General features: G+C 70.6%; 20 protein-coding genes. 11 read left to right on the top strand and 9 right to left on the bottom strand.

The window, feature by feature from the left end:
• Window positions 1-22: 22 nt before the first annotated feature.
• The 6 genes from ACN26Z_RS13810 to ACN26Z_RS13785 are packed head-to-tail and all read right to left on the bottom strand — an operon-like array spanning window position 23 to window position 5,914.
• A complete protein-coding gene (locus ACN26Z_RS13810) occupies window positions 23-922 on the bottom strand; it encodes a PmoA family protein (RefSeq protein WP_421461574.1) in 900 nt (299 codons plus the stop codon).
• On the bottom strand, window positions 919-1,542 hold the full coding sequence (locus ACN26Z_RS13805; RefSeq protein WP_421461573.1) for a hypothetical protein: 624 nt from the start codon (window positions 1,540-1,542) through the stop codon (window positions 919-921). The genes ACN26Z_RS13810 and ACN26Z_RS13805 overlap by 4 nt, the downstream gene beginning before the upstream one ends.
• Window positions 1,526-2,410: a carbohydrate ABC transporter permease gene (locus tag ACN26Z_RS13800; protein WP_093402612.1), complete on the bottom strand. Its 885-nt coding sequence runs from the start codon at window positions 2,408-2,410 to the stop codon at window positions 1,526-1,528. The genes ACN26Z_RS13805 and ACN26Z_RS13800 overlap by 17 nt, the downstream gene beginning before the upstream one ends.
• Complete coding sequence (locus ACN26Z_RS13795) at window positions 2,410-3,393, bottom strand: carbohydrate ABC transporter permease (protein ID WP_093402611.1); 984 nt, start codon at window positions 3,391-3,393, stop codon at window positions 2,410-2,412. The genes ACN26Z_RS13800 and ACN26Z_RS13795 overlap by 1 nt, the downstream gene beginning before the upstream one ends.
• A gap of 30 nt (window positions 3,394-3,423) precedes the next feature.
• Window positions 3,424-4,764, bottom strand: a complete 1,341-nt coding sequence (locus ACN26Z_RS13790; protein WP_093402610.1) for an ABC transporter substrate-binding protein — start codon at window positions 4,762-4,764, stop codon at window positions 3,424-3,426.
• Between the two features lie 19 nt (window positions 4,765-4,783).
• Window positions 4,784-5,914, bottom strand: coding sequence for a LacI family DNA-binding transcriptional regulator (locus tag ACN26Z_RS13785; RefSeq protein ID WP_093402812.1), 1,131 nt, complete (start codon window positions 5,912-5,914; stop codon window positions 4,784-4,786).
• 237 nt (window positions 5,915-6,151) lie between these two features.
• On the opposite strand from ACN26Z_RS13785, the gene ACN26Z_RS13780 reads away from it, so the two are divergent.
• From ACN26Z_RS13780 to ACN26Z_RS13740, 9 genes are all read left to right on the top strand, one after another.
• Window positions 6,152-7,480: a Gfo/Idh/MocA family protein gene (locus ACN26Z_RS13780; protein WP_421461571.1), complete on the top strand. Its 1,329-nt coding sequence runs from the start codon at window positions 6,152-6,154 to the stop codon at window positions 7,478-7,480.
• Between the two features lie 24 nt (window positions 7,481-7,504).
• A complete protein-coding gene (gene uxaC, locus ACN26Z_RS13775; RefSeq protein WP_282238921.1) occupies window positions 7,505-8,932 on the top strand; it encodes a glucuronate isomerase in 1,428 nt (475 codons plus the stop codon).
• Window positions 8,929-10,230, top strand: coding sequence for an enolase C-terminal domain-like protein (locus ACN26Z_RS13770; protein ID WP_421461570.1), 1,302 nt, complete (start codon window positions 8,929-8,931; stop codon window positions 10,228-10,230). Before uxaC ends, ACN26Z_RS13770 begins: the two co-directional genes overlap by 4 nt.
• Entirely contained in the window at window positions 10,221-11,711 is a 1,491-nt protein-coding gene (locus ACN26Z_RS13765) for a mannitol dehydrogenase family protein (protein WP_421461569.1), read from the top strand. Before ACN26Z_RS13770 ends, ACN26Z_RS13765 begins: the two co-directional genes overlap by 10 nt.
• Complete coding sequence (locus tag ACN26Z_RS13760; RefSeq protein WP_421461568.1) at window positions 11,708-12,877, top strand: Gfo/Idh/MocA family protein; 1,170 nt, start codon at window positions 11,708-11,710, stop codon at window positions 12,875-12,877. Before ACN26Z_RS13765 ends, ACN26Z_RS13760 begins: the two co-directional genes overlap by 4 nt.
• A 216-nt stretch (window positions 12,878-13,093) precedes the next feature.
• Window positions 13,094-14,479 carry a pectate lyase family protein gene (locus tag ACN26Z_RS13755; protein ID WP_421461567.1) on the top strand — a complete coding sequence of 462 codons (1,386 nt, stop codon included), beginning with the start codon at window positions 13,094-13,096 and terminating at the stop codon, window positions 14,477-14,479.
• Between the two features lie 42 nt (window positions 14,480-14,521).
• The gene (locus tag ACN26Z_RS13750; RefSeq protein ID WP_421461566.1) at window positions 14,522-16,093 is read left to right on the top strand and encodes a pectate lyase family protein; all 1,572 of its coding nucleotides are present in this window, start codon (window positions 14,522-14,524) and stop codon (window positions 16,091-16,093) included.
• Between the two features lie 267 nt (window positions 16,094-16,360).
• Window positions 16,361-18,505, top strand: coding sequence for an AAA family ATPase (locus tag ACN26Z_RS13745; RefSeq protein ID WP_421461565.1), 2,145 nt, complete (start codon window positions 16,361-16,363; stop codon window positions 18,503-18,505).
• A complete protein-coding gene (locus ACN26Z_RS13740) occupies window positions 18,502-19,191 on the top strand; it encodes an AAA domain-containing protein (RefSeq protein WP_421461564.1) in 690 nt (229 codons plus the stop codon). The genes ACN26Z_RS13745 and ACN26Z_RS13740 overlap by 4 nt, the downstream gene beginning before the upstream one ends.
• On the opposite strand, the gene ACN26Z_RS13735 is transcribed toward ACN26Z_RS13740, so the two are convergent.
• Together ACN26Z_RS13735 and ACN26Z_RS13730 are read right to left on the bottom strand one after the other, a co-directional pair.
• Window positions 19,192-20,106 (bottom strand): HNH endonuclease, encoded by a 915-nt coding sequence (locus ACN26Z_RS13735; protein WP_421461563.1) that lies wholly within the window; start codon window positions 20,104-20,106, stop codon window positions 19,192-19,194.
• A 40-nt stretch (window positions 20,107-20,146) separates the two neighbouring features.
• Window positions 20,147-21,010, bottom strand: a complete 864-nt coding sequence (locus tag ACN26Z_RS13730) for an IS5 family transposase (protein WP_421464646.1) — start codon at window positions 21,008-21,010, stop codon at window positions 20,147-20,149.
• A 111-nt stretch (window positions 21,011-21,121) separates the two neighbouring features.
• Here ACN26Z_RS13730 and ACN26Z_RS13725 point away from each other — a divergent pair, with 111 nt between their 5' ends.
• Both ACN26Z_RS13725 and ACN26Z_RS13720 read left to right on the top strand, forming a co-directional pair.
• The gene (locus ACN26Z_RS13725) at window positions 21,122-21,304 is read left to right on the top strand and encodes a hypothetical protein (RefSeq protein ID WP_421461561.1); all 183 of its coding nucleotides are present in this window, start codon (window positions 21,122-21,124) and stop codon (window positions 21,302-21,304) included.
• A 45-nt stretch (window positions 21,305-21,349) separates the two neighbouring features.
• Window positions 21,350-22,213: an IS5 family transposase gene (locus ACN26Z_RS13720; protein ID WP_421464646.1), complete on the top strand. Its 864-nt coding sequence runs from the start codon at window positions 21,350-21,352 to the stop codon at window positions 22,211-22,213.
• A gap of 106 nt (window positions 22,214-22,319) precedes the next feature.
• Here the strand turns inward: ACN26Z_RS13720 and ACN26Z_RS13715 are convergent, their stop codons facing one another.
• Entirely contained in the window at window positions 22,320-22,709 is a 390-nt protein-coding gene (locus ACN26Z_RS13715) for a hypothetical protein (protein ID WP_421461560.1), read from the bottom strand.
• Window positions 22,710-22,791 lie beyond the last annotated feature (82 nt).

Here is a 22,791-nt window from a genome sequence, read left to right as displayed (position 1 = left end):
CGTCGGGTTGACCGGACCCGGTTCAACCACCCGCGGCGGCCAGCCCGGCAGCGCCTTCCGGGTCGAGCCTGCCGTCGACCACGATCACCTGGTGACGGCCGTGCCGGCTGGTGCCGGCGGGGATGGTCAGCGTCCGCGCGAAGGCGTACGCCACGCACACCCCCGGGTACATGGTGGTCCGGACGAACCACCGGTCCCCCGGCCCGAGGCCGCTGAAGACGAGGGTGTACGCCCCGCCCTCGGGAGCCTGTCCGCGCAGCGCCACCCACGGTCGGTCGCAGCCGTTGACCGCCTCCTCGCCGGTCAGCTCGGCGGCGAACACCTCGGGCGGTTCGGTCGCCACCGCCCGCCAGAAGAACCCGCCGTAACCGGCGCCGCCGGGGCGCCCGTTGGTGGCCGGGCTGCCCAGCACGATGTCCCGCTCGGCGGGGGCGGTGAGGGTGCTGGCGAGGTCGAGTCGCCAGGCGCTCGGGTGACCCGACACGGCTGAGGCGCTGATGGTGCGCTGTTCGGAGAGCAGCACGTCACCGGCCGGATCACACCAGTGCAGCCGGTGGTCGAGCCGGTCGGGCGTCCGCTCCTCCCACCCCACGTGGACGATGCGTCCGTGGTCGCCACGCCAGGTGTATCCGACGTCGCGGACGTAGGTGCGCCCGCCCCAGAGGTTGGTGCCGGCGACGTCCTGCACCGCCACCGACGCGCCGAGGTGCCAGACGTGGTCGGCGGGCAGAGCGTCGGTGACCGGGGTGCCGGCCAGGGTACGCACCGGGTGCAGGTAGGGCCGGGGCCCGTGTTCGGCGTCGAGGTCCGGGGCGAGCACGTAACGGGCCACCGGCGTACCGCCGACCAGCAGGTGCGGGTCCGCGCGGCCCTCGGAGGCGTCATCGGTGGCCCGGCCGAGGGTTCCGTCCCGTCCGTTCACGACAGCTCCACCTGGGTGACCGGCCGGCGACGGGCGACGGCGTGCACGGCGACCAGCGCGTACCCGGCGAGGATCGGCACCGCGACCGGGGTGACCAGCACCCCGACCAGTACGGCCACCAGACTGGTCCCGGCCAGCGCGGCGCAGTTCGCGGGGTGGTCGAGGCAGGCGCGGGCCGCCCTGGTGACCGCCGACCGCCACCCGGTTCCACCGGTGCGCCCCACCTCGACCACGATCGCGGCGGCGTAGCCGAGCAGGGCCGCTGCCACCACGCTGGTGACAGCCAGTCCCACCGCCCCACCCGGGACCCGACCGGTGGCCAGCGCCACCAGGTTTGTGACGAGCAGCCCGACGCCGCCCAGTCCCAGCAGGGTGACGGGCAGGCCGGGCAGCAGTCCCCGGCCGAACCGCGACATCGTTCGGCGGGCGGTCGGCCAACTGCCCGTGTCGAGCCAGTCGTGCAGCGCCGCGCTGGCGGCGCCGACGGCGGCGCCGGCGGTCAGCACCGGCGCCGAGGCGAGCACCGTCAGGATACCCAGCAACGCCAGGTCGGCAGCGTCGCGTACGGTGTCGCGCCAGTCGCGGCGCTGGTCGCCCCGCTCGTCAGCCCTTGAGTCCACTGGTGTTGATCCCCTCGACGAGCATCCGTTGGAAGGCGACGAAGAACAGGAAGACCGGCAACAGGGACAGCACCGCCATGGCGAACATCGGCCCCACGGCACTCTGGCTGGTGGAGTCGATGAACAGGGTCAGCGCCACCGGGACGGTGTAGTCGCTCAACTCGGACAGGAAGACCAGTTGCCGGAAGAAGTCGTTCCAGGTCCAGATGAACGAGAAGATCGCGGTGGTGACCAGGGCGGGACGGCTCAGCGGCAGGATCACGTGCCGGAAGATGCCGAACGCGTTCGCGCCGTCGATCCGCGCCGCCTCGTCCAGCTCGCGCGGGATGCCGCGCATGAACTGCACCATCAGGAAGACGAAGAACGCCTCCGTGGCCAGGAACTGCGGGATCAGCAGCGGCAGGTAGGGCCACTCCCCGCCGACCAGGCCGAGGGTGCGGAAGAGGATGTACTGCGGCACGATCAGCACGTGTCCCGGTAGCAGCAGGGTGCCGATCATGACGGCGAACCACAGCCCCCGCAGCCGGAACCTCAGCCGGGCGAAGGCGTACGCGGCCAGCAGGCAGCTCACCGCGTTGCCGACCAGGGTGAGCAGGCTGACCATGGCGCTGTTCAGGAAGAAGCGGGCGAAGCTGACGTCGAAGTTGGTCCACCCGTCGGTGTAGTTGCCCGGGGTGAAGTTCCGGGGCAGCAGACCGATGTTGTTGACGATCTCCTCCTGCGACTTGACGGAGGTGCCGATCATCCAGAACAGCGGGTAGAGCACGACCGCGACGATGGCCAGCAGCACGACCAACCGGAGCCAGGAACGGCTGCGTGGGCGTTGTGGACGGGTCGCCACGGTCGGGGCGACGGTATCGGCCACCATCAGCGATCCTCCCCGTCGGAGTAGTGCACCCAGAACCGGCCGGTGCTGAAGAAGATCACCGTGATGATCGCGATGGCGATCAGGAACACCCAGGCCATCGCGGAGGCGTAGCCCATCTCCAGGTTGGTGAAGCCGGTGATGTAGAGGTTGAGCGTGTACATCAGGGTCGAGTCGACCGGCCCGCCGGTGCCGTTGCTGAGCACGAACGCGGCGGTGAAGCCCTGGAACCCGTTGATGGTCTCCAGCACCAGGTTGAAGAAGATCACCGGGGAGAGCATCGGCAGGGTCACGTTGACGAACTGTCGGAACTTGCCGGCCCCGTCCACCGCGGCGGCCTCGTACAGCTCCGTGGGCACCTGCTTGAGCCCGGCCAGGAAGATCACCATCGGTGCGCCGAACTGCCAGATGGCCAGCACCATCAACGTCTCAAGCGCCCAGTCCGGATCGTTCACCCAGGGCTTGCCCTGAATGCCGAAGAGGGCGAGGAACGAGTTGAACGCACCGTCCCGGTTGAACATGTTGACCCAGACGATGGCCAGGGCCACACTGCCGCCGAGCAGCGACGGCAGGTAGAACAGGCCGCGGAACAGTCCGACGCCGCGCCAGGCCCGGTTGAGCAGGAGAGCCACACCGAGCGCCGCGGCCAGTTTCAGCGGTACGGCGATCAGGGCGAAGCTGAGCGTGACCCGTACCGAGTGCCACCACGAGGTATCGCTTGTGAACATCCGTTCGTAGTTGGCCAGCCCGACCCACTCCACCTCGGACCACGGCGTCAGGATGTCGTAGTTGGTGAAGCTGAGGTAGAGCGACAACAGCATGGGTATCGCCGTGATGCCCATCAGACCGATGAGCCAGGGCGACAGGAAGACGTATCCGGCCAGACCTTCCCCGTGCCGGATCCGTCCGGTCCCGCGCCGGTTGGCGTCGGGCCGAACGGATCCGGTGCCGCGTCGGGTCGGGTCGGGCGCCGTGGTCAAGGCCACGAACTGCTCCTCTCCGGGTGGTGCGGCGGGTCAGGAGGCGATTGCCGCCTTGCACGCCTCGACGAACTGGGCGGCGGACTCGGCGGGGGTGGCTCGGCCGTACTGCGCGTTCTCGGCGGCCTTGATCAGCTCGGCGCGAACCTTGCTGTGCCCCTTGATCGGCACCTGGGGCGCCTCGCCGAACGTCTTGGCCAGCTCGGTCTCGACGGCGATGGACTGCTTCATCGCCTCGTCGGTGGTGTCGTCGCTGACCACCCGGCGCAGGTCCAGGTTGGACGGCAGGCCCCGGTCGGTGCCGAGCAGCTTGACCGCGTCGGCGTCGTTCGCCAGGAAGTTGATCACGTCGACCGCGATGTCCGCGTTCTTGCTGCCCCGGAAGACCGACCAGTACATCGAGGCGCGGGCCCACTGGCCGCTGGGGTCACCCGGGTAGGCGATGACGCCGAGCTCGTCGGAGGTGTTCTTCTTCAGCTCGGGCATCTGGTTGACCCACACCCACGAGGTGGCGGCCTTGCCGGTGACCACCAGCTGCTTGGTGATGTCGGTGGCGTTGCCCTCGTGGATGACGTCCGGGGTGGGGGTCGCGCCCCGCTCGCGGGCGTCCTTCCACAGCTCGAACCACCTGGTCACGTCCTCCACGGTGAAACCGAGGTCGTTGCCGGAGTACAGATCCTTGCCCTGCTGGCGCAGCCACACCCAGAACGCCTTGTCGATGGCGCTCGCGTCCATCGTGCCAGGGACACCGGTCTTCTTGCTGACCTCCTCGGCCCAGGCGATGTGCTCCTCCCAGCTCATGCCGGTGGTCGGCTCGGGCAGGCCGTTCTTGGTCACCAGCGTCTTGTTGTAGACCAGCCCCTGGGTGTTCTCCCCGGCGGCCAGGCCGGCGAGCTTGCCGTCGACCACGCCGTACTGGAGCAGGCTGGGCGGGAACTTGGAGGTGTCGAGGTCACCGGACTCCTGGTACGGCTTGAGGTCCAGGGTCGCGTTGCGGGCGGCGTACTCGGTGAGGAAGTTGTCATCGATCTGGAAGATGTCGGGCGGGTTGCCGCCGGCGGTCAGGGTGGCCAGCTTGTCGAAGTAGCCCTGGTTGGCCTGCCACACCTTCTCGAAGACGACGTCCGGATTCTTCTGGGTGTAGAGGTCCAGCGCCTGCTCGGTGAGCTGGGCCCGGGCCTCGCCACCCCACCAGAAGATCGAAATGGTGGTCTTGCCGTCGGACGCTGCGTCGTCGCCGCAGGCCGCGGCCGCGCCGACCAGCGGCAGGGCGACGACCGCGGCGACCAGGCCGCGCAACAACCGGCGGCGCAGCAGGGGGGTACGGTAGGTGCGCCCGTCGGGCGCGCTGGCGGTGGGGTGCGTTGCGGGGTGCATGTGCGCTCACTCCTTGGCGTTAGGAGGCGACCACGTCACCGGCGGCCACGACCGGGTTGCCCGGGTCCGCACGGCGATGCGGGCCCGGGCCAGCGGCAGCGGTTCCGGGACGTTCCCGGCCGGCGTAGGGGCCCGGCGCGGTGGAGTCGCGGATGACCAACTCGGTCTGGAGCATTACCTGTGCGGTGGTACGACGGACGCCGACTGCCACGGTGGCACCGCCGCCCCGCGCGGTACGCGGGAAATCGGTGTCTTGTTGCAGCAACATGTCGACGGCCGTCCGGCCGGCGGCCGCGGTTGGCGTGGCCACCGTCGTCAGCTTGGGGCGGGTGAGTCGGCTCAGGGAGATGTCGTCGACACCGACGACACTGACCTCCTGTGGCACCCGCACCCCGAGTGCGTCGAGCCCTTCGAGAAGCCCGATCGCCATCAGGTCGTTGTAGGCGAGCACGGCGGTGACGCCGGCCCGGCGGACCTGCTCCGCCTGGGCGAGGCCGCCGGTCTCGGTGGGCGGGTTGGGACCGAGCACGGTCAGCTCCGCTCCCGCGGCCCGGGCGGCGGCGCTGGCGGCACGCCGGAGCTCCCGGCTGGTCCACGAACCACGTGGACCGCCCAGCAGCGCCATTTCCCGGTGACCCAGCCCGGCGAGGTGCTCGATGGCCGAACGCGCGCCCTGCCCGACGTCCATCAGCACGCACGGCAGCCCGGCCAGCTGTCGGTTCACCACCACCAGCGGCACCTCCCGACTGAGCTGCTCGATCAGGCTGTTGCTCATCCGGGGGCTGCACAGCAGCACCCCGTCGACCTGCTTGGCCAGGGCGTGGACCAGTTCCTCCTCGGCGGCGGCGTCCTCGTTGGTGTCGGCCACGAAGACGTGGTAGTCGCGGTGGCGAGCCTGGCTCTCCGCCGCCTTGATCAGTGGCGGGAAGAAGGGGTTGGCGATGTCGGCGATGATCAGCCCGATGTTGTGGGTGCGGCCGGTAATGAGTGCGCGGGCGGCGCGGTTGGGCCGATAGCCCAGATCCTCGGCGCACGCGAGCACCCGTACCCGGGTCTCGGGGTTGACCAGGTGGGGTGCCGAGAAGGTGCGGGAGACGGTGGAGATGTGCACGCCGGAGGCCCGGGCGACGTCCCTGATGGTGACTGGCATCCAGGCCCCCTTCGTCGATGTGTCGGCGGTCACGGGTGCCGCCAATTAATGCAAACGGTTGCGCCAGTGTCAACGGTGGATGGTTACAGCTGTGTTTCGGTGGGCCATACATCATGCCCTGTTAAGCCCATAAAACAGGGCAAAGGCCGCCGATTTTCGCGCCCTCGTTGACGCGAGCCGATCGACCGTGGTTACTTCAGTGCAAAGGTTTGCAGAGAGATCGAGGAGGGTCGGTCCGTGTCACCGCAATCCGGCAGGCGGGCCCGGTACGCCGTGGTCGGCACCGGCGCCCGCGCCGAGATGTTCGTCCGGGCGCTGGTGCGCGACCACGCCGACACCGTCGAACTGGTCGCCTTCGCCGACGTCAACCAGGCCCGGATGGACGCCCACAACCGGTGGCTCGGTGAGCTGGGCCACCGACCCGTGCCGACCTACCACGCGGGCGACTTCGCCACGATGCTGGCCAAGGAGCACGTCGACGTGGTGTTGGTGACCTCCGTGGACGTCACCCACGACGAGTACGTGGTGGCTGCGCTGGAGGCGGGCTGCGACGTGGTCACCGAGAAACCGATGACCACCGACGCGCCGCGCTGCCAGCGCATTCTCGACGCGGTACGCCGCACCGGCCGGCGGGTGACGGTGGCCTTCAACTACCGCTACAACCCGCTGCACGAGCAGTTGCGCCGGCTGCTGGCCGACGGCGCGGTCGGCGAGATCGGCTCGGTGCACTTCGAGTGGCTGCTCGACGTGCGCCACGGCGCCGACTACTTCCGCCGCTGGCACCGGGACAAGGCCAGCTCCGGCGGCCTGATGGTGCACAAGGCCAGCCACCACTTCGACCTGGTCAACTGGTGGCTGGACGCCACACCCGTGCAGGTGTACGCCGCCGGCCGGCTGTTCTTCTACGGTGCCGCCGGCCGCCGGCACGGCTACGCCCGGGACTACGACCGGGCCCATGCGTCGCCGGCCGCCGACGACGACCCGTTCGCGTTGCGGCTGGCCGAGCACCCCCGACTGCGCGAGTTGTACCTCGACGCCGAGGCCGAGGACGGCTACCACCGGGACCAGAACGTCTTCGCCCCCGGGGTCAGCATCGAGGACGACATGGCGGTGCTGGCCACCTACTCCACCGGGGCGACCATGACCTACCACCTCACGGCGTACGCGCCCTGGGAGGGATACCGGGTGATGGTCAACGGCAGCCGGGGCCGCCTCGAACTGGAGGTCACCGAGAGCGAGTTCGTAAGCCCGGCCGCCGCCGGTGCGCTCAAGGGCGCCGCACTGCACGGCGACCAGGCCGCCGACGAGGGTGGCGCTGCCACGCTGACCCTGCGCCCCTTCTGGTCACCGCCGCAACGCATCGAGGTCGACGGCTACACCCGGCACGGGCACGGCGGGGCGGACGCTCGGATGACTCAGGTGCTGTTCGGTGGCGTACCCGATCCGCTGCACCGCGCGGCCAGCGCTCGCGACGGGGCGCTGGCCCTGCTCACCGGCCTGGCCGCCAACCGGTCCTTCGAAACCGGCGCACCCGTGCGGGTCGCCGACCTGCTCACCCTCGACTGACACCGACCACAGGAGCCGCTCCCCGTGCCCACCTCGACCAGACCCGACCTGCTCCTCCCCGCCGAGCCGGGCCAACGCGCGCTGGCCCGCGAGCTGTACGCGCTGGTGGCGCAGTTGCCAATCATCTCCCCGCACGGGCACGTCGATCCGGCGCTGCTGGCCGAGGACCAGCCGTTCCCCGACCCGTCCCAGCTGCTCATCGTGCCCGACCACTACGTGACCCGGATGCTGCTCAGCCAGGGCGTCTCCCCGGGCGAGCTGGGGGTGCCCAGCCGCGACGGCAGCCCGGTGGAGACCGACGGGCGGCGCATCTGGCGTCGCTTCGCCGACGGGTGGCACCTGTTCCGGGGCACGCCGTCACGGCTGTGGCTGGAGCAGACCTTCACCGAGGTGTTCGGCGTGCACACCCGACTCACCCCGGGCACGGCCGACGAGGTGTACGACGCCCTCGCCGCCCGGCTCGCGGAGCCCGACTTCCGGCCGCGGGCACTGTTCGAACGGTTCAACATCGAGGTGCTCGCCACCACCGAGTCGCCCCTGGACGATCTGGGCCGGCACGCCAAGCTCGCCGCCGACGGCTGGGGCGGTCCCGGCGGGCGGGTGGTCACCACCTTCCGTCCCGACAACGTGGTCGACCTGGACTTCGAAGGCTGGTCGAGCAACGTCGACCAGCTCGGCGAGATCACCGGGGAGGACACCGGGACGTACGCCGGTTACCTGGCCGCCCTGCGTTCGCGCCGGGCCGCCTTCATCGCCGCCGGCGCCACCTCGTCCGACCACGGTCACCCCACCGCCCGTACCCTCGATCTCGGTGCGGACGCGGCGGCGCTGTTCGACCGGGCCCGGCGGGGCGCGGCGGAGCCGGGCGACGCGGAGGCGTTCCGGGCGCACATGCTGCTGGAGTTCGCCCGCATGTCGCTCGACGACGGCCTGGTCATGCAGTTGCACCCGGGGGCGGTGCGCAACCACAACCGGTGGCTGCACGCCCGGCACGGCCGTGACGTGGGTGGCGACATCCCACAGGTCACCGAGTACGTGCACGCCCTCGCCCCGCTGCTGGACGCGTACGGCAACGACCCCCGCCTTCGGGTGGTGCTCTACACCCTCGACGAGGACACCTTCACCCGGGAGCTGGCACCACTGGCCGGTGGGTACGCCGCGCTGCTGCTCGGTGCGCCCTGGTGGTTCCTGGACTCCCCCGAGGTGCTGCGCCGCTTCCGCGAGTCGGTGACCGAGACCGCCGGCTTCTACAACACCGCCGGGTTCGTCGACGACACCCGGGCGTTCTGTTCCATCCCGGTCCGGCACGACGTGGCGCGCCGCGTCGACGCCGGTTTCCTGGCCCGGTTGGTCGCCGAGCACCGGCTGCCCATGGACGAGGCCGCCGAGACCATCGTCGACCTGGCGTACCGGCTGCCGAAGCGGGTCTTCAAGTTCGGAGAAGAGTCATGACCAGCATCACCGAGGTGACCGTGCACGACGTACGGTTCCCCACCGCCGCCAGCGGCGACGGCTCCGACGCGATCAACCGCGGCGACTACTCGGCCACCTATGTGGAGTTGAGCACCGACGACGGGCCGACCGGCGCCGGCTTCACCTTCACCAACGGCCGTGGCAACGAAATCACCTGCGCCGCGGTCGACGCGCTGGCCCACCACGTACGAGGGCGGACGGTGCAGGAGATCACCGCCGAGCCGGTGGCGTTCTGGCGCTCGCTCGTCGCCGACGTGCAGCTGCGCTGGCTCGGCCCGGAGAAGGGGGTCATCCACATGGCCACCGGCGCGCTTGTCAACGCGGTGTGGGACCTGCGGGCCAAGCTGGCCGGCAAGCCGATGTGGCGCTACCTTGCCGAACTGCCCACCGACGAGCTGGTGGCCAATGTCGACTTCAGGCACATCACCGACGCGCTCACCGCCGACGAGGCCGCCGCCATCCTGGACAAGGGGCGCGACGGGCTCGCCGACCGGCTGGCGCTGCTGGAACGCGAAGGCTTCCCGTCGTACACCACCTCGGTGGGCTGGCTCGGCTACCCCGACGACAAGGTCCGGGCGCTGACCCGGGAGGCGTACGCGCAGGGATGGCGGGCGATGAAGATGAAGGTCGGTGGCCCGCCCGCCGACGACCTGCGGCGGGCCCGGATCATCCGGTCGGAGATCGGCCCGGACGCGCTGCTGATGATGGACGCCAACCAGGTCTGGGACGTCGACGAGGCGATCACCAACATGACGGCGCTGGCCGAGGTCGACCCGTACTGGATCGAGGAGCCGACGCACGCCGACGACATCCTCGGCCATGCCCGGATCGCGCGGGCGATGGACGAGCTGACCGGCGGGCGGTGCCGGGTCGCCACCGGCGAGGTGGCCGCCAACAAGGTCATCTTCAAGCAGCTGTTGCAGGCCGAGGCGATCGGCGTGATGCAGATCGACGCTTGCCGGGTCGGCGGGGTCAACGAGGTGCTCGCCGAGATGCTGATGGCGGCGAAGTTCGGGGTGCCGATCTGCCCGCACGCCGGTGGCGTCGGCCTCTGCGAGTACGTGCAGCACCTGGCGATCTTCGACTACCTGCGGGTGGGCGCCAGTCTGGAGGGACGGATGGTGGAGTACGTCGACCACCTGCACGAGCACTTCGTCGACCCGGTACGCACCCGCGACGGGCGCTACCTGCTGCCGACCGCTCCCGGCTACAGCGCCACCATGCACCCCGAGTCGATCGCCGCCTTCCGCTTCCCGGACGGTCCGGCATGGCGGTGACCGTGGGCGCGTCCCGACTAGGGCTGGGCGCGGTACGCCGGTTGCCCGCGGAGGCCCGTCCCCTGATCCGTCCGGGCGCCGTCCCGGCCGGTGTGGTGCACCTCGGGCTCGGCGCCTTCCACCGCGCCCACCAGGCCGTCTACACCGAGCAGGCGATCGGCCTGGCCGGCGGCGACTGGGGCATCATCGGCGTGGCCCCCCGCAACGCGGAGATGGTGGCGACCCTGGCCGCCCAGGACAACCTCTTCAGCGTCAGCACGCTCTCCGCCGCCGACCAGCACACCCGCGTGGTCGGAGCACTGGCCGGGGTGCGACTGGCCGCCGCCGACCCGCAGGCCGTGGTGGCCCTGCTGGCCGACCCGGCGATCCGGGTGGTCACCCTGACCGTGACCGAGAAGGCGTACCAACTCGATCCGGCCGCCGGCACGCTGCGACCCGACGCCGACCTGGTCGCCGACCTGACCACCGACCGGCCACCGATCACCGTGCCGGGCCTGCTGGTGCGTGGCCTGCTGGCCCGCGCCACCGCCGACGCCGGACCGATCGCCCTGGTCAGCTGCGACAACCTGCCCGCCAACGGCCGCCGGCTGCGGAGCCTGGTGACCCAGTCCCTGGCGTACGCCGGCATCTCGCGACAGGTGCTGGACTGGGTCGAGGGGCAGGTCGGTTTCCCGGGCACCATGGTGGACCGCATCGTCCCCGCCAGCACCCCGGAGACCCTCGCCGCGGCCCAGCGGGCACTCGGCGTCGAGGATCTCGCGGCGGTGGCGGCCGAGCCGTACACCCAGTGGGTGATCGAGGACGACTTCCCCGGCGGTCGGCCGGCGTGGGAGCGCGCCGGGGCGGTGCTCTGCGCGGACGCGGGGCCGTGGGAGCGGCTGAAGCTGCGCGCCCTCAACGGCGTGCACTCGGCCACCGCGTACCTCGGCGCGCTGGCCGGCTGCGAGACGATCGCGGAGGCCCTCACGCTGCCGCACCTGGACACGGTGCTGCGCCGGCTGATCGCCGAGGACGTGGCCGCCAGCTTCGTCCCCCCCGACGGGGTGGACGTGGTCGGCTACGGCGAACAGGTGCTGGAGCGCTTCGGCAACCCGGCGATCCGGCACCGCACCCTCCAGGTGGCGATGGACGGGTCGCAGAAACTGCCGCAGCGCATCCTGCACACGGTCGCCGACCTGCGCGCGGCCGGGCGGCCGGCCCGCTGGGCGGCGCTGGTCGTCGCCGCCTGGATCCGGTTCGTCCAGGGCAGCGCCGACGACGGTCGCGCCCTGCCGCTGGACGACCCGCTGGCGGAGCGGATCCGCGCCGCGCTGGCCGCCGCGCCGCAGAGCCCGGCGGGGGCGGTGGAGGCGGTGCTCGGCCTCGACGAGGTCGTGCCGCCCGAGGTGGCCGCCGACGCACAGGTCCGCGCCGACGTGGTCGCCTGGCTCACCGACCTGCACCAGCACGGTGTACGCGCCACCCTGGCCGGTGCGGTGTGACGAGTCCCCGGGTGGCGCTGGTGGGGGCGAACGGGCACGGGCGCTGGCATCGCCGCGTCATCGGGCCGCTGCACGAGGCCGGCCGGGTACGCCTGGTCGCCCTGGTCGACACCCGGCCGATCGAGTGCGAACCGGCGGCACCGGTGCCGGCCGGCGTCCCGGTGTTCACCGACCACCGGGCGATGCTCGCCGGCGTCACGCCGGACGTGGTGGTCATCTGCACCCCACCGCACACCCATCTGCGGATCGCCCGGGACGCGCTGACCGCCGGGGCGGACGTGCTGCTGGAGAAGCCGCCGGTGCTCTCCACCGCCGAGCACGAGGAACTGTCCGGGGTGGTGGCCACCACCGGCCGGATCGTGCAGGTCGGATTCCAGGCGCTCGGTTCGGCGGCGCTGACCGCGCTGACGGACGCGGCGTCGGCCGGGCGGATGGGCACGGTCAGCGGCATCGCCACGGTGGCCGCCTGGCAACGCCCGGACGCCTACTACGCCCGCGCGCCCTGGGCCGGGCGTCGGCTGCTCGACGGGCGGCCGGTGCTCGACGGTGCGCTGGCCAATCCGCTCGCGCACGCGGTCATGCAGTGCCTTGCCGTCGCGGAGGTGATCGGCGGCGGGCCGGTGGAGCCGGTAAGCATCGAGGTGGAGCGCTACCGGGTACGGCCGATCGAGGTGGACGACACCGCAGCGCTGCGGGTGCGGCAGCGGTACGGTCCGCCGATCGTGGCCGCGGTGACCCTGGCCGGCGAGGACTTCATCGCCGGTGAGGTGATCGTCACCGGCGACGCCGGACGGGCGGTGCTGGAGTACCCGACCGACCGGCTGCTGCTGCCCGGGGAACCCCTCGCCCGTGCGGTGCCCGGCCGGTGCGGGCTGCTGGAGAACCTGCTGGACCACCGGGCCGATCCACGGGTACCGCTGATCGCGCCGCTGGCCCGGACCGCGCCGTTCACCGCCGTCCTGACCGCCCTGCAGGCGGCACCCGAGCCGGCGCTGCTCGATGGCGCGCTGGTGGACGCCGTCGGCGTCGGCGCGCAGCGGGTGCTGCGGGTGCGCGGCGTCAACGAGGTGCTACGTCGGGTGGCCGACGAGGGCCGACTACCGTCGGAACTCGGCGTGCCATGGGCGATTGCGCCTTGGCGAACCGAACCGATCGAGCAAGAATAGGAGGCGCCACCGCAACAAACTGCAAATCCACGGTCCAGACAGGATCGAAGACGCAGCGATGAACAGCGGTTTCCCGACCAGCACACGTCGGGACGATGCCACTCGACACAATTAGCTGCAACAAATCTGCACATCATTAATATTGACCCTCGTAAAAACATGAACGTAACCTTCGTCATTGATAAGAAACAACGACGAAGGAAACGGAACGAGCCGATGCGCAGACTTGCCGCCGCCGCGGCATCGACAATTATCGCCCTGACCGCCCTCCCCGCCGCCGCTTCGGCGCAGCCGTCGAACGACGCGGGGGTCGGCAGCCACCACGAGCGGGGCGACCGCACACCACTCTCACCGTTGGCCCGACAGCTCGGCCGGCAAACCCTCCCGGCCGGTGACGGCTGGGCCGCCGCCGGTCCCGGCACCACCGGAGGCTCCGCCGCCTCGGCCGATCAGATCCACGTGGTGAGCAGCCGCGCCGAGCTGGTCGCCGCGCTCGGCGGAGACAACGCCACGAACGCAACGGACGCCACCGCCAAGATCGTGTACGTCAAGGGTGGTATCGACGGCTTCGAGGACGCCGATGGTCGGCTGCTCGACTGCGCCGACCTGGCTGATCCCGGGTACTCGCTGGAGGGGTTCCTGGCCGCGTACGACCCGGCGGTGTGGGGCCGGGTGACGCCGAGCGGGCCGCTGGAGGAGGCCCGGCGGCGCTCGGTGACCAGCCAGACCCAGCAGACCCAGATCAACGTCGGCCCGAACACCACGATCATCGGGCTGCGGGGAGCGCGCCTGACCGGGCTGACCCTGATGATCGACCGCGTGTCGAACGTGATCGTCCGCAACATCACCTTCGACGACGCCCGAGACTGCTTCCCCGCCTGGTCCCCCTCCGATGGCGAGGCCGGCAACTGGAACTCGCAGTACGACCTGCTCTCGGTACGCCGCAGCGAGAACGTCTGGATCGACCACAACACCTTCACCGACGGCGACAACCCGGACAGCGCCCAGCCCGTCTACTTCGGACGGCCCTACCAGGTGCACGACGGCGCGTTGGACATCACCCACACCGCCAGCCTGGTCACCGCATCCTGGAACCGCTTTGTGGGACGCGACAAGCTGATGCTGATCGGCTCCTCCAACACCGTCGGCCCGGATGTCGGCCGGCTCAACGTCACCCTGCACCACAACCTGTTCGACGGCGCGCTCCAGCGGTTGCCGCGGGTCCGCTTCGGCCAGGTGGACGTCTACAACAACGCCTACCGGCTCGGCGGTGACGGCTTCCAGTACGCCATCGGCGTCGGTGTCCAGTCCGCCGTGCACGTCGAAAACAACCACTTCACCCTCGATGCGGGCGTCACTGCCGTCGACCTGCTCTACGACTGGGGCGGCACGGCGATCACCACCCGGGGCAACTGGGTCAAGTCAGCCGGTGCGCCGTCCCGCCCGGTGGATCTGGTCGCCGCGTACAACGCCGCACACGACCCCGACCTGAGTCCCGACGCCGGCTGGACGCCGACGCTGCGGCACGGACCGGTACTGCCGGCCCCGCTGGTGCCGCTGGTGGTCGGCCCACTCGCCGGCGCCGGACGCCTACCGCTGTAACCCCCCACTCCACCACCACCAACCAGGAAAGGTGAGACGAGGATGAGACGACCAGTCGCACTCCGACTCCTCGCAGGACTGGCCGCCACCGCCACGGGAGCCGCGGTCTGCGTGGCCCTGGCGACGCCGCAGGCGTCAGCCGCGGTCGGCAGCGCCACCGGCTTCGCGACCGGCAACGGTGGCACCACCGGCGGCGCGGGCGGACAGACCGTGCGCGCCACCAGCGGCACGCAGATCCACGCGGCCCTGTGCAACCGGGCCAGCAGCAGCACCCCGATCACCATTCAGGTCGAGGGGACCATCAACCACGGCAACACCACGAAGGTGTCCGGTTCAAGCTGCAACACGGCCGACGACGTGATCGAACTCAAGCAGATCAGCAATGTCACGATCCTCGGGGTCGGCAACGGCGCCGTCTTCGACCAGATCGGCATCCACATCCGCGAGGCCAGCAACATCATCATCCAGAACGTCACCGTCCGGAACGTCAAGAAGTCCGGCTCGCCCACCTCCAACGGCGGCGACGCCATCGGCATGGAGTCCGATGTCCGTAACGTCTGGGTCGACCACGTCACCCTGGAAGCCTCCGGCGGGGAGTCGGAGGGCTTCGACGGGCTGTTCGACATGAAGAACAACACCCAGTACGTGACGCTGTCCTACAGCATCCTGCGCAACTCCGGTCGGGGTGGCCTGATCGGATCCAGCGAGAGCGACCGGTCCAACGGCTACGTCACGTTCCACCACAACCTCTACGAGAACATCGACTCCCGTACGCCGCTGCTCCGCGGCGGCATCGCCCACATCTACAACAACCACTACGTACGCCTCAACGAGTCCGGCATCAACTCCCGGGCCGGGGCACGCGCCAAGGTGGACAACAACTACTTCCAGAACTCCAAGGACGTGTTGGGCACCTTCTACACCGACGAGGCCGGCTACTGGCAGGTCAGTGGCAACATCTTCGACAACGTGACCTGGTCCTCGCGTGGTGGCGACACCAACCCGGCCGGCCCCAACCCGACCTCCAACACAAGCGTCAGCATCCCGTACTCGTACCGGCTCGATGCGGCCAGTTGCGTGCCGAGCATCGTCAGCCAGACGGCCGGCGCGAACAAGGGCATTCGTACCTCCAACGGCAACTGCACGCCGCAGAGCCCGACCGCCGGGCCGACCAGCCCGACGCCCGGTCCGACCACCACCACCCCGCCCCCGACCAGCAACCCGACCCCGACGCCGAGCCAGCCCAGCGGCACCAACCTGAGCATCGGCGCCGGCTCCGACGGCTCCAGCAAGGCCAGCGGCACCAGCTACGGCGACGTGCGCGACGGCAACATGAACACCGCCTGGTCGCCGAACGGCACCACCGGCCAGATCTCGATCAAGTGGGGCTCCGCCACCACGGTGTCGAAGATCAACATTCGGGAGGCGTCCGGCTCCGCCGGCACCATCCGTAACTGGCGGGTCCTGAACCATGACACCGGCGCGGTGCTGGCCTCCGGCACCGGCGCGGGCGTCATCAGCTTCGGGTCGACGTCGCTGCGCAAGATCACCTTCGACATCACCAGCTCGACCGGCACCCCACGGGTCGCCGAGTTCGAGACGTACGCCAGCTAGCACCTGCACCGACATGGTGGGAGCCGTCGACACCCGACCGCTCCCACCACTGTCCTCCCCGCCCCCTTTGCTCTGCTTCAACCCACGCACAGGTTCCCGGGTGAATCCGTTGCGCCAGTTGAAGCAGAGCAAAGGGGGCACACCAGTAACTCCGGCCCGACGCACGATCTGGCCAGGGCCGCCACGCGACAGCCCCGGGCGCCGGTGCGCGGCCGTGGCCACCGACCGGAGCACGACCGTGACCGCGTACGGCAGAATCTGCGGGCGATGCACGCGGCGACCATCCTCACCGCGCTCGCCGACCTGGCCCCGGCCGGTGCCGAGCGGATCCTCGACGTGGCCGGAACCGGCCGGCCGCTGGTCTGGCTGCCGGAACCGCACCGGGGCCCCCGCGGCGCGCGGCTGGACCGGCTCGCCGCGCTGGACGCCCTGCACCGCGACGAACGGATCCTCCGCCTCGGGCTGGCCTTTCTCGTCGGCACGGCCGACCTGGACGGCGCGCGGCGACGTGTCCGACTGCCGCTGCTGGCCCAACCGGTACGCCTGCAACGCGGCCGGCGCGATTACCGGGTCGTGCCGGCCGGCGACCTCGAACTGACCCCGCTCATCGAGGACCGGGAACTCGCGGCCCGGCTGGAGGCAGCACCGGGGCTGGCCGGGCCCGGCTGGCTGACGGCCCCCGGCACCACCGCCTGGATCACCGCGGCGGCCGAGGCCGCAGGCGTGAAGGTGACCACGGTCCGGCCGCGACCACCGCGTGGCAACGACGACGACGTCATCGGGGTCGCCGCGGCAGCGCTCTTCGTGACCCGTGACGTGTTCGCCGGTCGCCTCCGCGACACCCTGTTGAGCTGGGCGAGCCGTCCCGGGCTGGCGGACTCCGCCCTGAGCCGGCTCTATCTCGGCACCGATGGCGACGCGGATCCGATCGCAGACGGCGGCCCCAGCGACGAGGGCGAGGTGCTGTCGCCCCTGCCGCTCAACGAGGCGCAGCGCGACGTGATCCGGCGGACCCGGACGGCACCCGTGGTGGTGATCTCCGGCGCGCCGGGCAACGGCAAGAGCCACGCCCTGGTCGCCGCCGCGCTGGACACCGTGGCTCGCGGTGGGTCGGTACTGGTGGCCACCCAGTCGACCCACGCCGCCGAGGTGTTGGGGGAACTGTTGCGCCGGCATCCGGGTCCGCCGCCGGTGCTCTTCGGCGACGCCGAGCGGCGCGGAACCATCGCCACCGAACTCGCCGGTGGCGTCGCCGTCGGCGTGGACGACGCACAACTGCGCCACGACACCAGCGCCGTGTCGGCCGCCCGAGACCGGGCCGACGGGGTCCGCGCCGGCATCGCCGCCGCGCTGGAGCAGGAACGCCTCGCCGCCACCCTGCCCGACTGGCAACCACTGCTGCCCGCCCGGAGCCACGACGCCCCGGCGGTGTTCGAGCCGGACACCGACCTCGACGCGATCCATGCCGCCCTGCACGCCGCGAGCCGGAGTGGCGACGGCTGGTGGTCCCGGTGGCGCCGGTCCCGCGCCGCCCATCGACTCCACAGGCTCACCGGCGCCGGCCCGGCCGTACCCGTGTCCCAGCTGCGGGCGGCCGTGGACGCCGCACACGCCGTACGTGCCGCCGCCCGGCTGTCCGCCAACGGCGGCACCGACCTGGCCGCCGCCTGGCGGGTGTTGGCCGAGGCGGACGTCGCGCTCGCCCAGGCGGTCGGCACGGCGCTGCGGAACCAGACCGCCAGCGCGCGACGCTGGACCGCGGACGCCCGGCGCGCCGCCAGCGGTCTGGGTACCGCCCTGCGGGCCGGACGCAACCGCCGCCGGGAACTGCTCGCCACGCTGGACGCCGAGGCGCTGGTCCGGGCGCTGCCCCTGTGGGTGGGCACGGTGGCCGACGTCGAGGATCTGCTGCCACCGGCAGCCGGCATGTTCGACCTGGTGGTGCTCGACGAGGCCGCGCACATCGATCAACTGCGAGCCGCTCCGGTGCTGGCCCGAGCCCGCCGGGCGCTGGTCGCCGGCGACCCACGGCAGCTACGGTTCGTCTCCTTCGTCGCGGACGCCGACGTGACCGCGACGCTGCACCGGCACGGCCTGGACCGCTACGCCGACCGGCTCGACGTACGCCGGGCCAGCGCCTTCGACGTGGCGGCCGGTGCCGCACCCGTGACCTGGCTCGGTGAACACCACCGCTGCGCGCCGCACCTGATCGGCTTCTCCGCCCGCCGGTTCTACGACGACCGGCTGGAACTGGTCACCCGGCACCCCGGCAACGAACGGGCCGACGCGATCGACGTGGTGCCGGTCGCCGGTGCCGCCGTCGTCGACGGCGTCAACCAGGCCGAGGTGGCGACCGTGCTCGACCTGGTCGCCACCCTCGCGGCCCGCCCCCGCAGGGCGGCGTCGCGGTGATCAGCCCGTTCCGGGCGCAGGCCGACGCGGTGGAGGCGGCGCTACTGTCGGCGTACGACGTCGACGAGATCGAACGGTTGGGCCTGCGTACCGGGACGGTGCACGCGTTCCAGGGCAGCGAGGCGGACGTGGTGATCGCCACGCTCGGGCTGGTCGACGACGACCCGCCGGCACGGCACCGATTCGTCGCCGAACCGAACCTGTTCAATGTCCTGGTCACCCGGGCCAGGAAGCAGCTCACGGTGGTCACGTCGCTCCGAGCCCCGGAGGGCATCATCGGCGACTACCTCCGGTACGCCGAACAACCACTGGACGCCGCCTACCTTGGGCCGCCGGACACGACCCACGCCGGGCCGCCGGGCACGACCGGGGCGGGAGCCGCCGAGCCGGCCCCGTGGATCCGGGCGCTCGCCGTCGAACTCGCCCGGATCGGACTGACCGTACGGCCCGACTACCCCGTCGGCCGCTGGCGGGTAGACCTGTGCGTCGGCGACGACGGCCCGGTCGGTTTGTTGTGCGGCGTGCACCCGGACGGCGTGGCCGCGCACGTGGAGCGGCAACGCACCCTGACCCGGGCTGGCTGGCGACTGTACGACGCTTTCGCCAGCCACTGGGCCGACGACCCGATCCGCGCTGCCCTCGACCTCGCCACCCGCATTTCGTCTGTTGGACCACGTGAGCCATGATCAGACAGCTTTGAAGACGGTGTCCAGGTGCCATTCGAGGTACTCGGCGTTGGGCCGGTCGGCTCGCCGGTCCGGGAGGGTGATGGACGTTCCGGCCTTCGCGTAGAACTGGTCCCCGTTGCCGAATTCACTACGCAGTCGAGGGCTGACCATCAATCGGAACTTGGGGTCCACGCCCAGATATCCCCGGTCGAAGAGGATGTGCACATCCGACTTGAGCAGCAGGCCGTTGTCGATCCGGTGCTCCCCGCCCTGCGGGAGCGGCCGGATGTGAGCCGCCTGCAACACCGGCTGGACCTTGTTGCCGGTGATGGCGCAACGCCGTCCGTAGGCACCCAGCACCACGGCTTTGAACGACTGCTGGCCAAGGCGCTGCGGCACGAGTCGCGGGTCACCGTAAACCGGACCTGGCCGATGCCAGGGCTCACTGAAGTCCACCTCGACGCCCAAGCCCAACAGACGATGTAGCAGAAGCTCGAAGTATCCCGCCACCGAAGGGTCGGCCAGGTCGTACGTTTTCCCCTGCACCACATTGGAGGCGAATGCCGGAGGTGGATCGGCAGTCGAGTCTTCGGGGAAGAATGAGCCGTCACGGACGAAGATGCAGCCGATGACCGGGTCCTCATCGCGTGCGATCGGCTGCTTACGATAGCGCCCGACGCTGCGACGCATCTCATCTAGGCTGGCCGCACCGTTCGCCTCGCCGAACAACTCCCATGCCTCGGAGATCTTCAGCCGGGTGAACCCGCTGAAGAAGCCTCCTCCGACTATCCGGTTCAGCGGGTAGTGCGCCTTGAAGAAAAAGGGCTCGCCCGGCGTTAGAGCGCGGAAAGCACCGCCGGAGGGCCGCCAGAAGTTGACTTCTTTCAGGCCGGGACGCTCAGCCAAGAACCGGTACCACTTCTCGTCCGTCACTCCGACGAAAGCCCTCAGTGCGTGTTTGAGATGGGGTTGATCAGGTCTGGTTGAAGGTGCGGCGGGCTTGACGCCGTGCCGGTCGGCCGCGGGTGATGCGGCGGGTCATGCCGGTGATGGCGGCCCAGCGGATGAGGGCTTCGGAGACAGTCGGGTGGCGTTCGTAGTCGCGGGCCAGGCGGCGGCAGGCGGTGAGCCAGGCCAGGGTGCGTTCGGCGACCCAGCGGCGGGGGTGGACGGCGAAGCCGCGTTGGTCGGCGGGTTTGCGGACGATCTCCAGCGTCGTGCGTAGGGTGTCGCGGGTCCAGTCGACCAGCCGTCCGGTGAAGCCCTGGTCGGCGTAGACGTGCCGGATCGGGGTGAGCATGTAGGCGTGGAGCAGGGCGGTCTTGGCGCCGTCGCGGTCCTGCCATGACGCGGCGAGCACGGTGACGGTGACCAGCAGGCCGAGGGTGTCGGTGATGATGAACCGCTTACGGCCGTTGATCTTCTTGCCCGCGTCGTAGCCTCGGGTGTCCCGGCCGACGGTGTCGGCGCCCTTCACGCTCTGGGAGTCGATGATCCCTGCCGACGGCTGCGACTGACGGCCCTGCTGCACCCGTGCCTTGATCCGCAGTGTGGTCAGGAGTTCCTCGGTCACGCCGGCTTCTTCCCACCGGGTGAAGTACCAGTACACCGTCTGCCACGGCGGCAGATCCGCCGGCAGGTACCGCCACGGACACCCCGACCGCACCACGTACAGGATCGCGTTGACGAGCTCCCGCCGCGGATGCTTCTCCCGGCGGCCGTCCGTGTTCGGCTCCGGCAACAACGGCTCGATCAGCGCCCACTGGGCGTCAGTCAGGTCGGAAGGGTAGCCACGGCGCGCAGACACCGCGCCACCCTGCCCGCCCCACCGCTGGATGTCATGCCGCCACGCCGTCCACAACAGACCTTCTCAAACACGCTCTCACAGCAGTCAGCATGCATCGGACTTGATCTACTCGCTACCCCCGAACGGTCGGTGTCGCGGACCTTGACGTCAAGGCTCCCGCATCCAGGTCTTCGGATCGGTGATGAAGACACCCTCGCCGGCGCGCGGGCGCTGAACCTGCGGGTCGTTTCGATCTGCGACCGCCTCGCGTACGACGGCTGGATCTGGCTGACCGGGTACGTCATCGACCGGCGCGGCAACGCCACCGCCAAACGGGAGGTCTAAGAGCGTGTTTGAGAAGGTCTGTTGTGGACGGCGTGGCGGCATGACATCCAGCGGTGGGGCGGGCAGGGTGGCGCGGTGTCTGCGCGCCGTGGCTACCCTTCCGACCTGACTGACGCCCAGTGGGCGCTGATCGAGCCGTTGTTGCCGGAGCCGAACACGGACGGCCGCCGGGAGAAGCATCCGCGGCGGGAGCTCGTCAACGCGATCCTGTACGTGGTGCGGTCGGGGTGTCCGTGGCGGTACCTGCCGGCGGATCTGCCGCCGTGGCAGACGGTGTACTGGTACTTCACCCGGTGGGAAGAAGCCGGCGTGACCGAGGAACTCCTGACCACACTGCGGATCAAGGCACGGGTGCAGCAGGGCCGTCAGTCGCAGCCGTCGGCAGGGATCATCGACTCCCAGAGCGTGAAGGGCGCCGACACCGTCGGCCGGGACACCCGAGGCTACGACGCGGGCAAGAAGATCAACGGCCGTAAGCGGTTCATCATCACCGACACCCTCGGCCTGCTGGTCACCGTCACCGTGCTCGCCGCGTCATGGCAGGACCGCGACGGCGCCAAGACCGCCCTGCTCCACGCCTACATGCTCACCCCGATCCGGCACGTCTACGCCGACCAGGGCTTCACCGGACGGCTGGTCGACTGGACCCGCGACACCCTACGCACGACGCTGGAGATCGTCCGCAAACCCGCCGACCAACGCGGCTTCGCCGTCCACCCCCGCCGCTGGGTCGCCGAACGCACCCTGGCCTGGCTCACCGCCTGCCGCCGCCTGGCCCGCGACTACGAACGCCACCCGACTGTCTCCGAAGCCCTCATCCGCTGGGCCGCCATCACCGGCATGACCCGCCGCATCACCCGCGGCCGACCGGCACGGCGTCAAGCCCGCCGCACCTTCAACCAGACCTGATCAACCCCATCTCAAACACGCACTAAGTCCGACCCGCCGGCCTCCGCCCTGCCTCGGTAGCCGTTTCGCGCGGACGCGTTCGAGGTGCGATCCGTGCTGACGGCGGTTACTCGTCACCGAGGCGAGAGTCCGGCGTGCCGTCCTGCTGATTAGTTGGGTCGGCGGCTGGCGAGGATGGCGAGGGCAGTTGCCGGCGCAGCCCCCACACGTCGAGGGCAGTGAGGTGGCTGAGCGCCCCGCGGCCTCGCATCCAGGCGGTGACTGCACGGCGGCAGAGGGCCGGGTCGATCCGGCTGAGCGGCGGGACGCTCGGATGCTTCAAAACGCTCGGATCCCTCATCAGGTGTGCTGCCGCGAACACCTCGGGCAGAACCCGCACCAGTTCGCCGTTGGTGCACGCGCGTTGCAGGGTCCACTCCGGCACGACCTGCTCGACGAGGGATCGGGTCACCAGGCCGTGCCCACGCTTCATCAGTTCCGCCAACACCGCATCCACGCCGCTGACCGTGTCACCCTCAGCACCGACCGACAGCCTCGGATCCCGCCTCCTGTGGACAACGGCCCCACTGTGAATAACT

It is taken from the genome of Verrucosispora sp. WMMD703, assembly GCF_049178935.1.
Taxonomy (GTDB): Bacteria; Actinomycetota; Actinomycetes; order Mycobacteriales; family Micromonosporaceae; genus Micromonospora; species Micromonospora sediminimaris.
The sequence above is the reverse complement of the archived record's forward strand: the minus strand, read 5'-3'. Positions and strand labels throughout refer to the sequence as shown.

What these genes read in the sequence shown, in the direction of transcription:
- ACN26Z_RS13770 (WP_421461570.1), top strand. Translation starts at nt 8,929, where the DNA reads ATGACCAGCATCACCGAGGTGACCGTGCACGACGTACGGTTCCCCACC.
- ACN26Z_RS13790 (WP_093402610.1), bottom strand. Translation starts at nt 4,764, where the DNA reads ATGCACCCCGCAACGCACCCCACCGCCAGCGCGCCCGACGGGCGCACC.
- ACN26Z_RS13800 (WP_093402612.1), bottom strand. Translation starts at nt 2,410, where the DNA reads ATGGTGGCCGATACCGTCGCCCCGACCGTGGCGACCCGTCCACAACGC.
- ACN26Z_RS13785 (WP_093402812.1), bottom strand. Translation starts at nt 5,914, where the DNA reads ATGCCAGTCACCATCAGGGACGTCGCCCGGGCCTCCGGCGTGCACATC.
- ACN26Z_RS13765 (WP_421461569.1), top strand. Translation starts at nt 10,221, where the DNA reads ATGGCGGTGACCGTGGGCGCGTCCCGACTAGGGCTGGGCGCGGTACGC.
- ACN26Z_RS13755 (WP_421461567.1), top strand. Translation starts at nt 13,094, where the DNA reads ATGCGCAGACTTGCCGCCGCCGCGGCATCGACAATTATCGCCCTGACC.
- ACN26Z_RS13750 (WP_421461566.1), top strand. Translation starts at nt 14,522, where the DNA reads ATGAGACGACCAGTCGCACTCCGACTCCTCGCAGGACTGGCCGCCACC.
- ACN26Z_RS13745 (WP_421461565.1), top strand. Translation starts at nt 16,361, where the DNA reads ATGCACGCGGCGACCATCCTCACCGCGCTCGCCGACCTGGCCCCGGCC.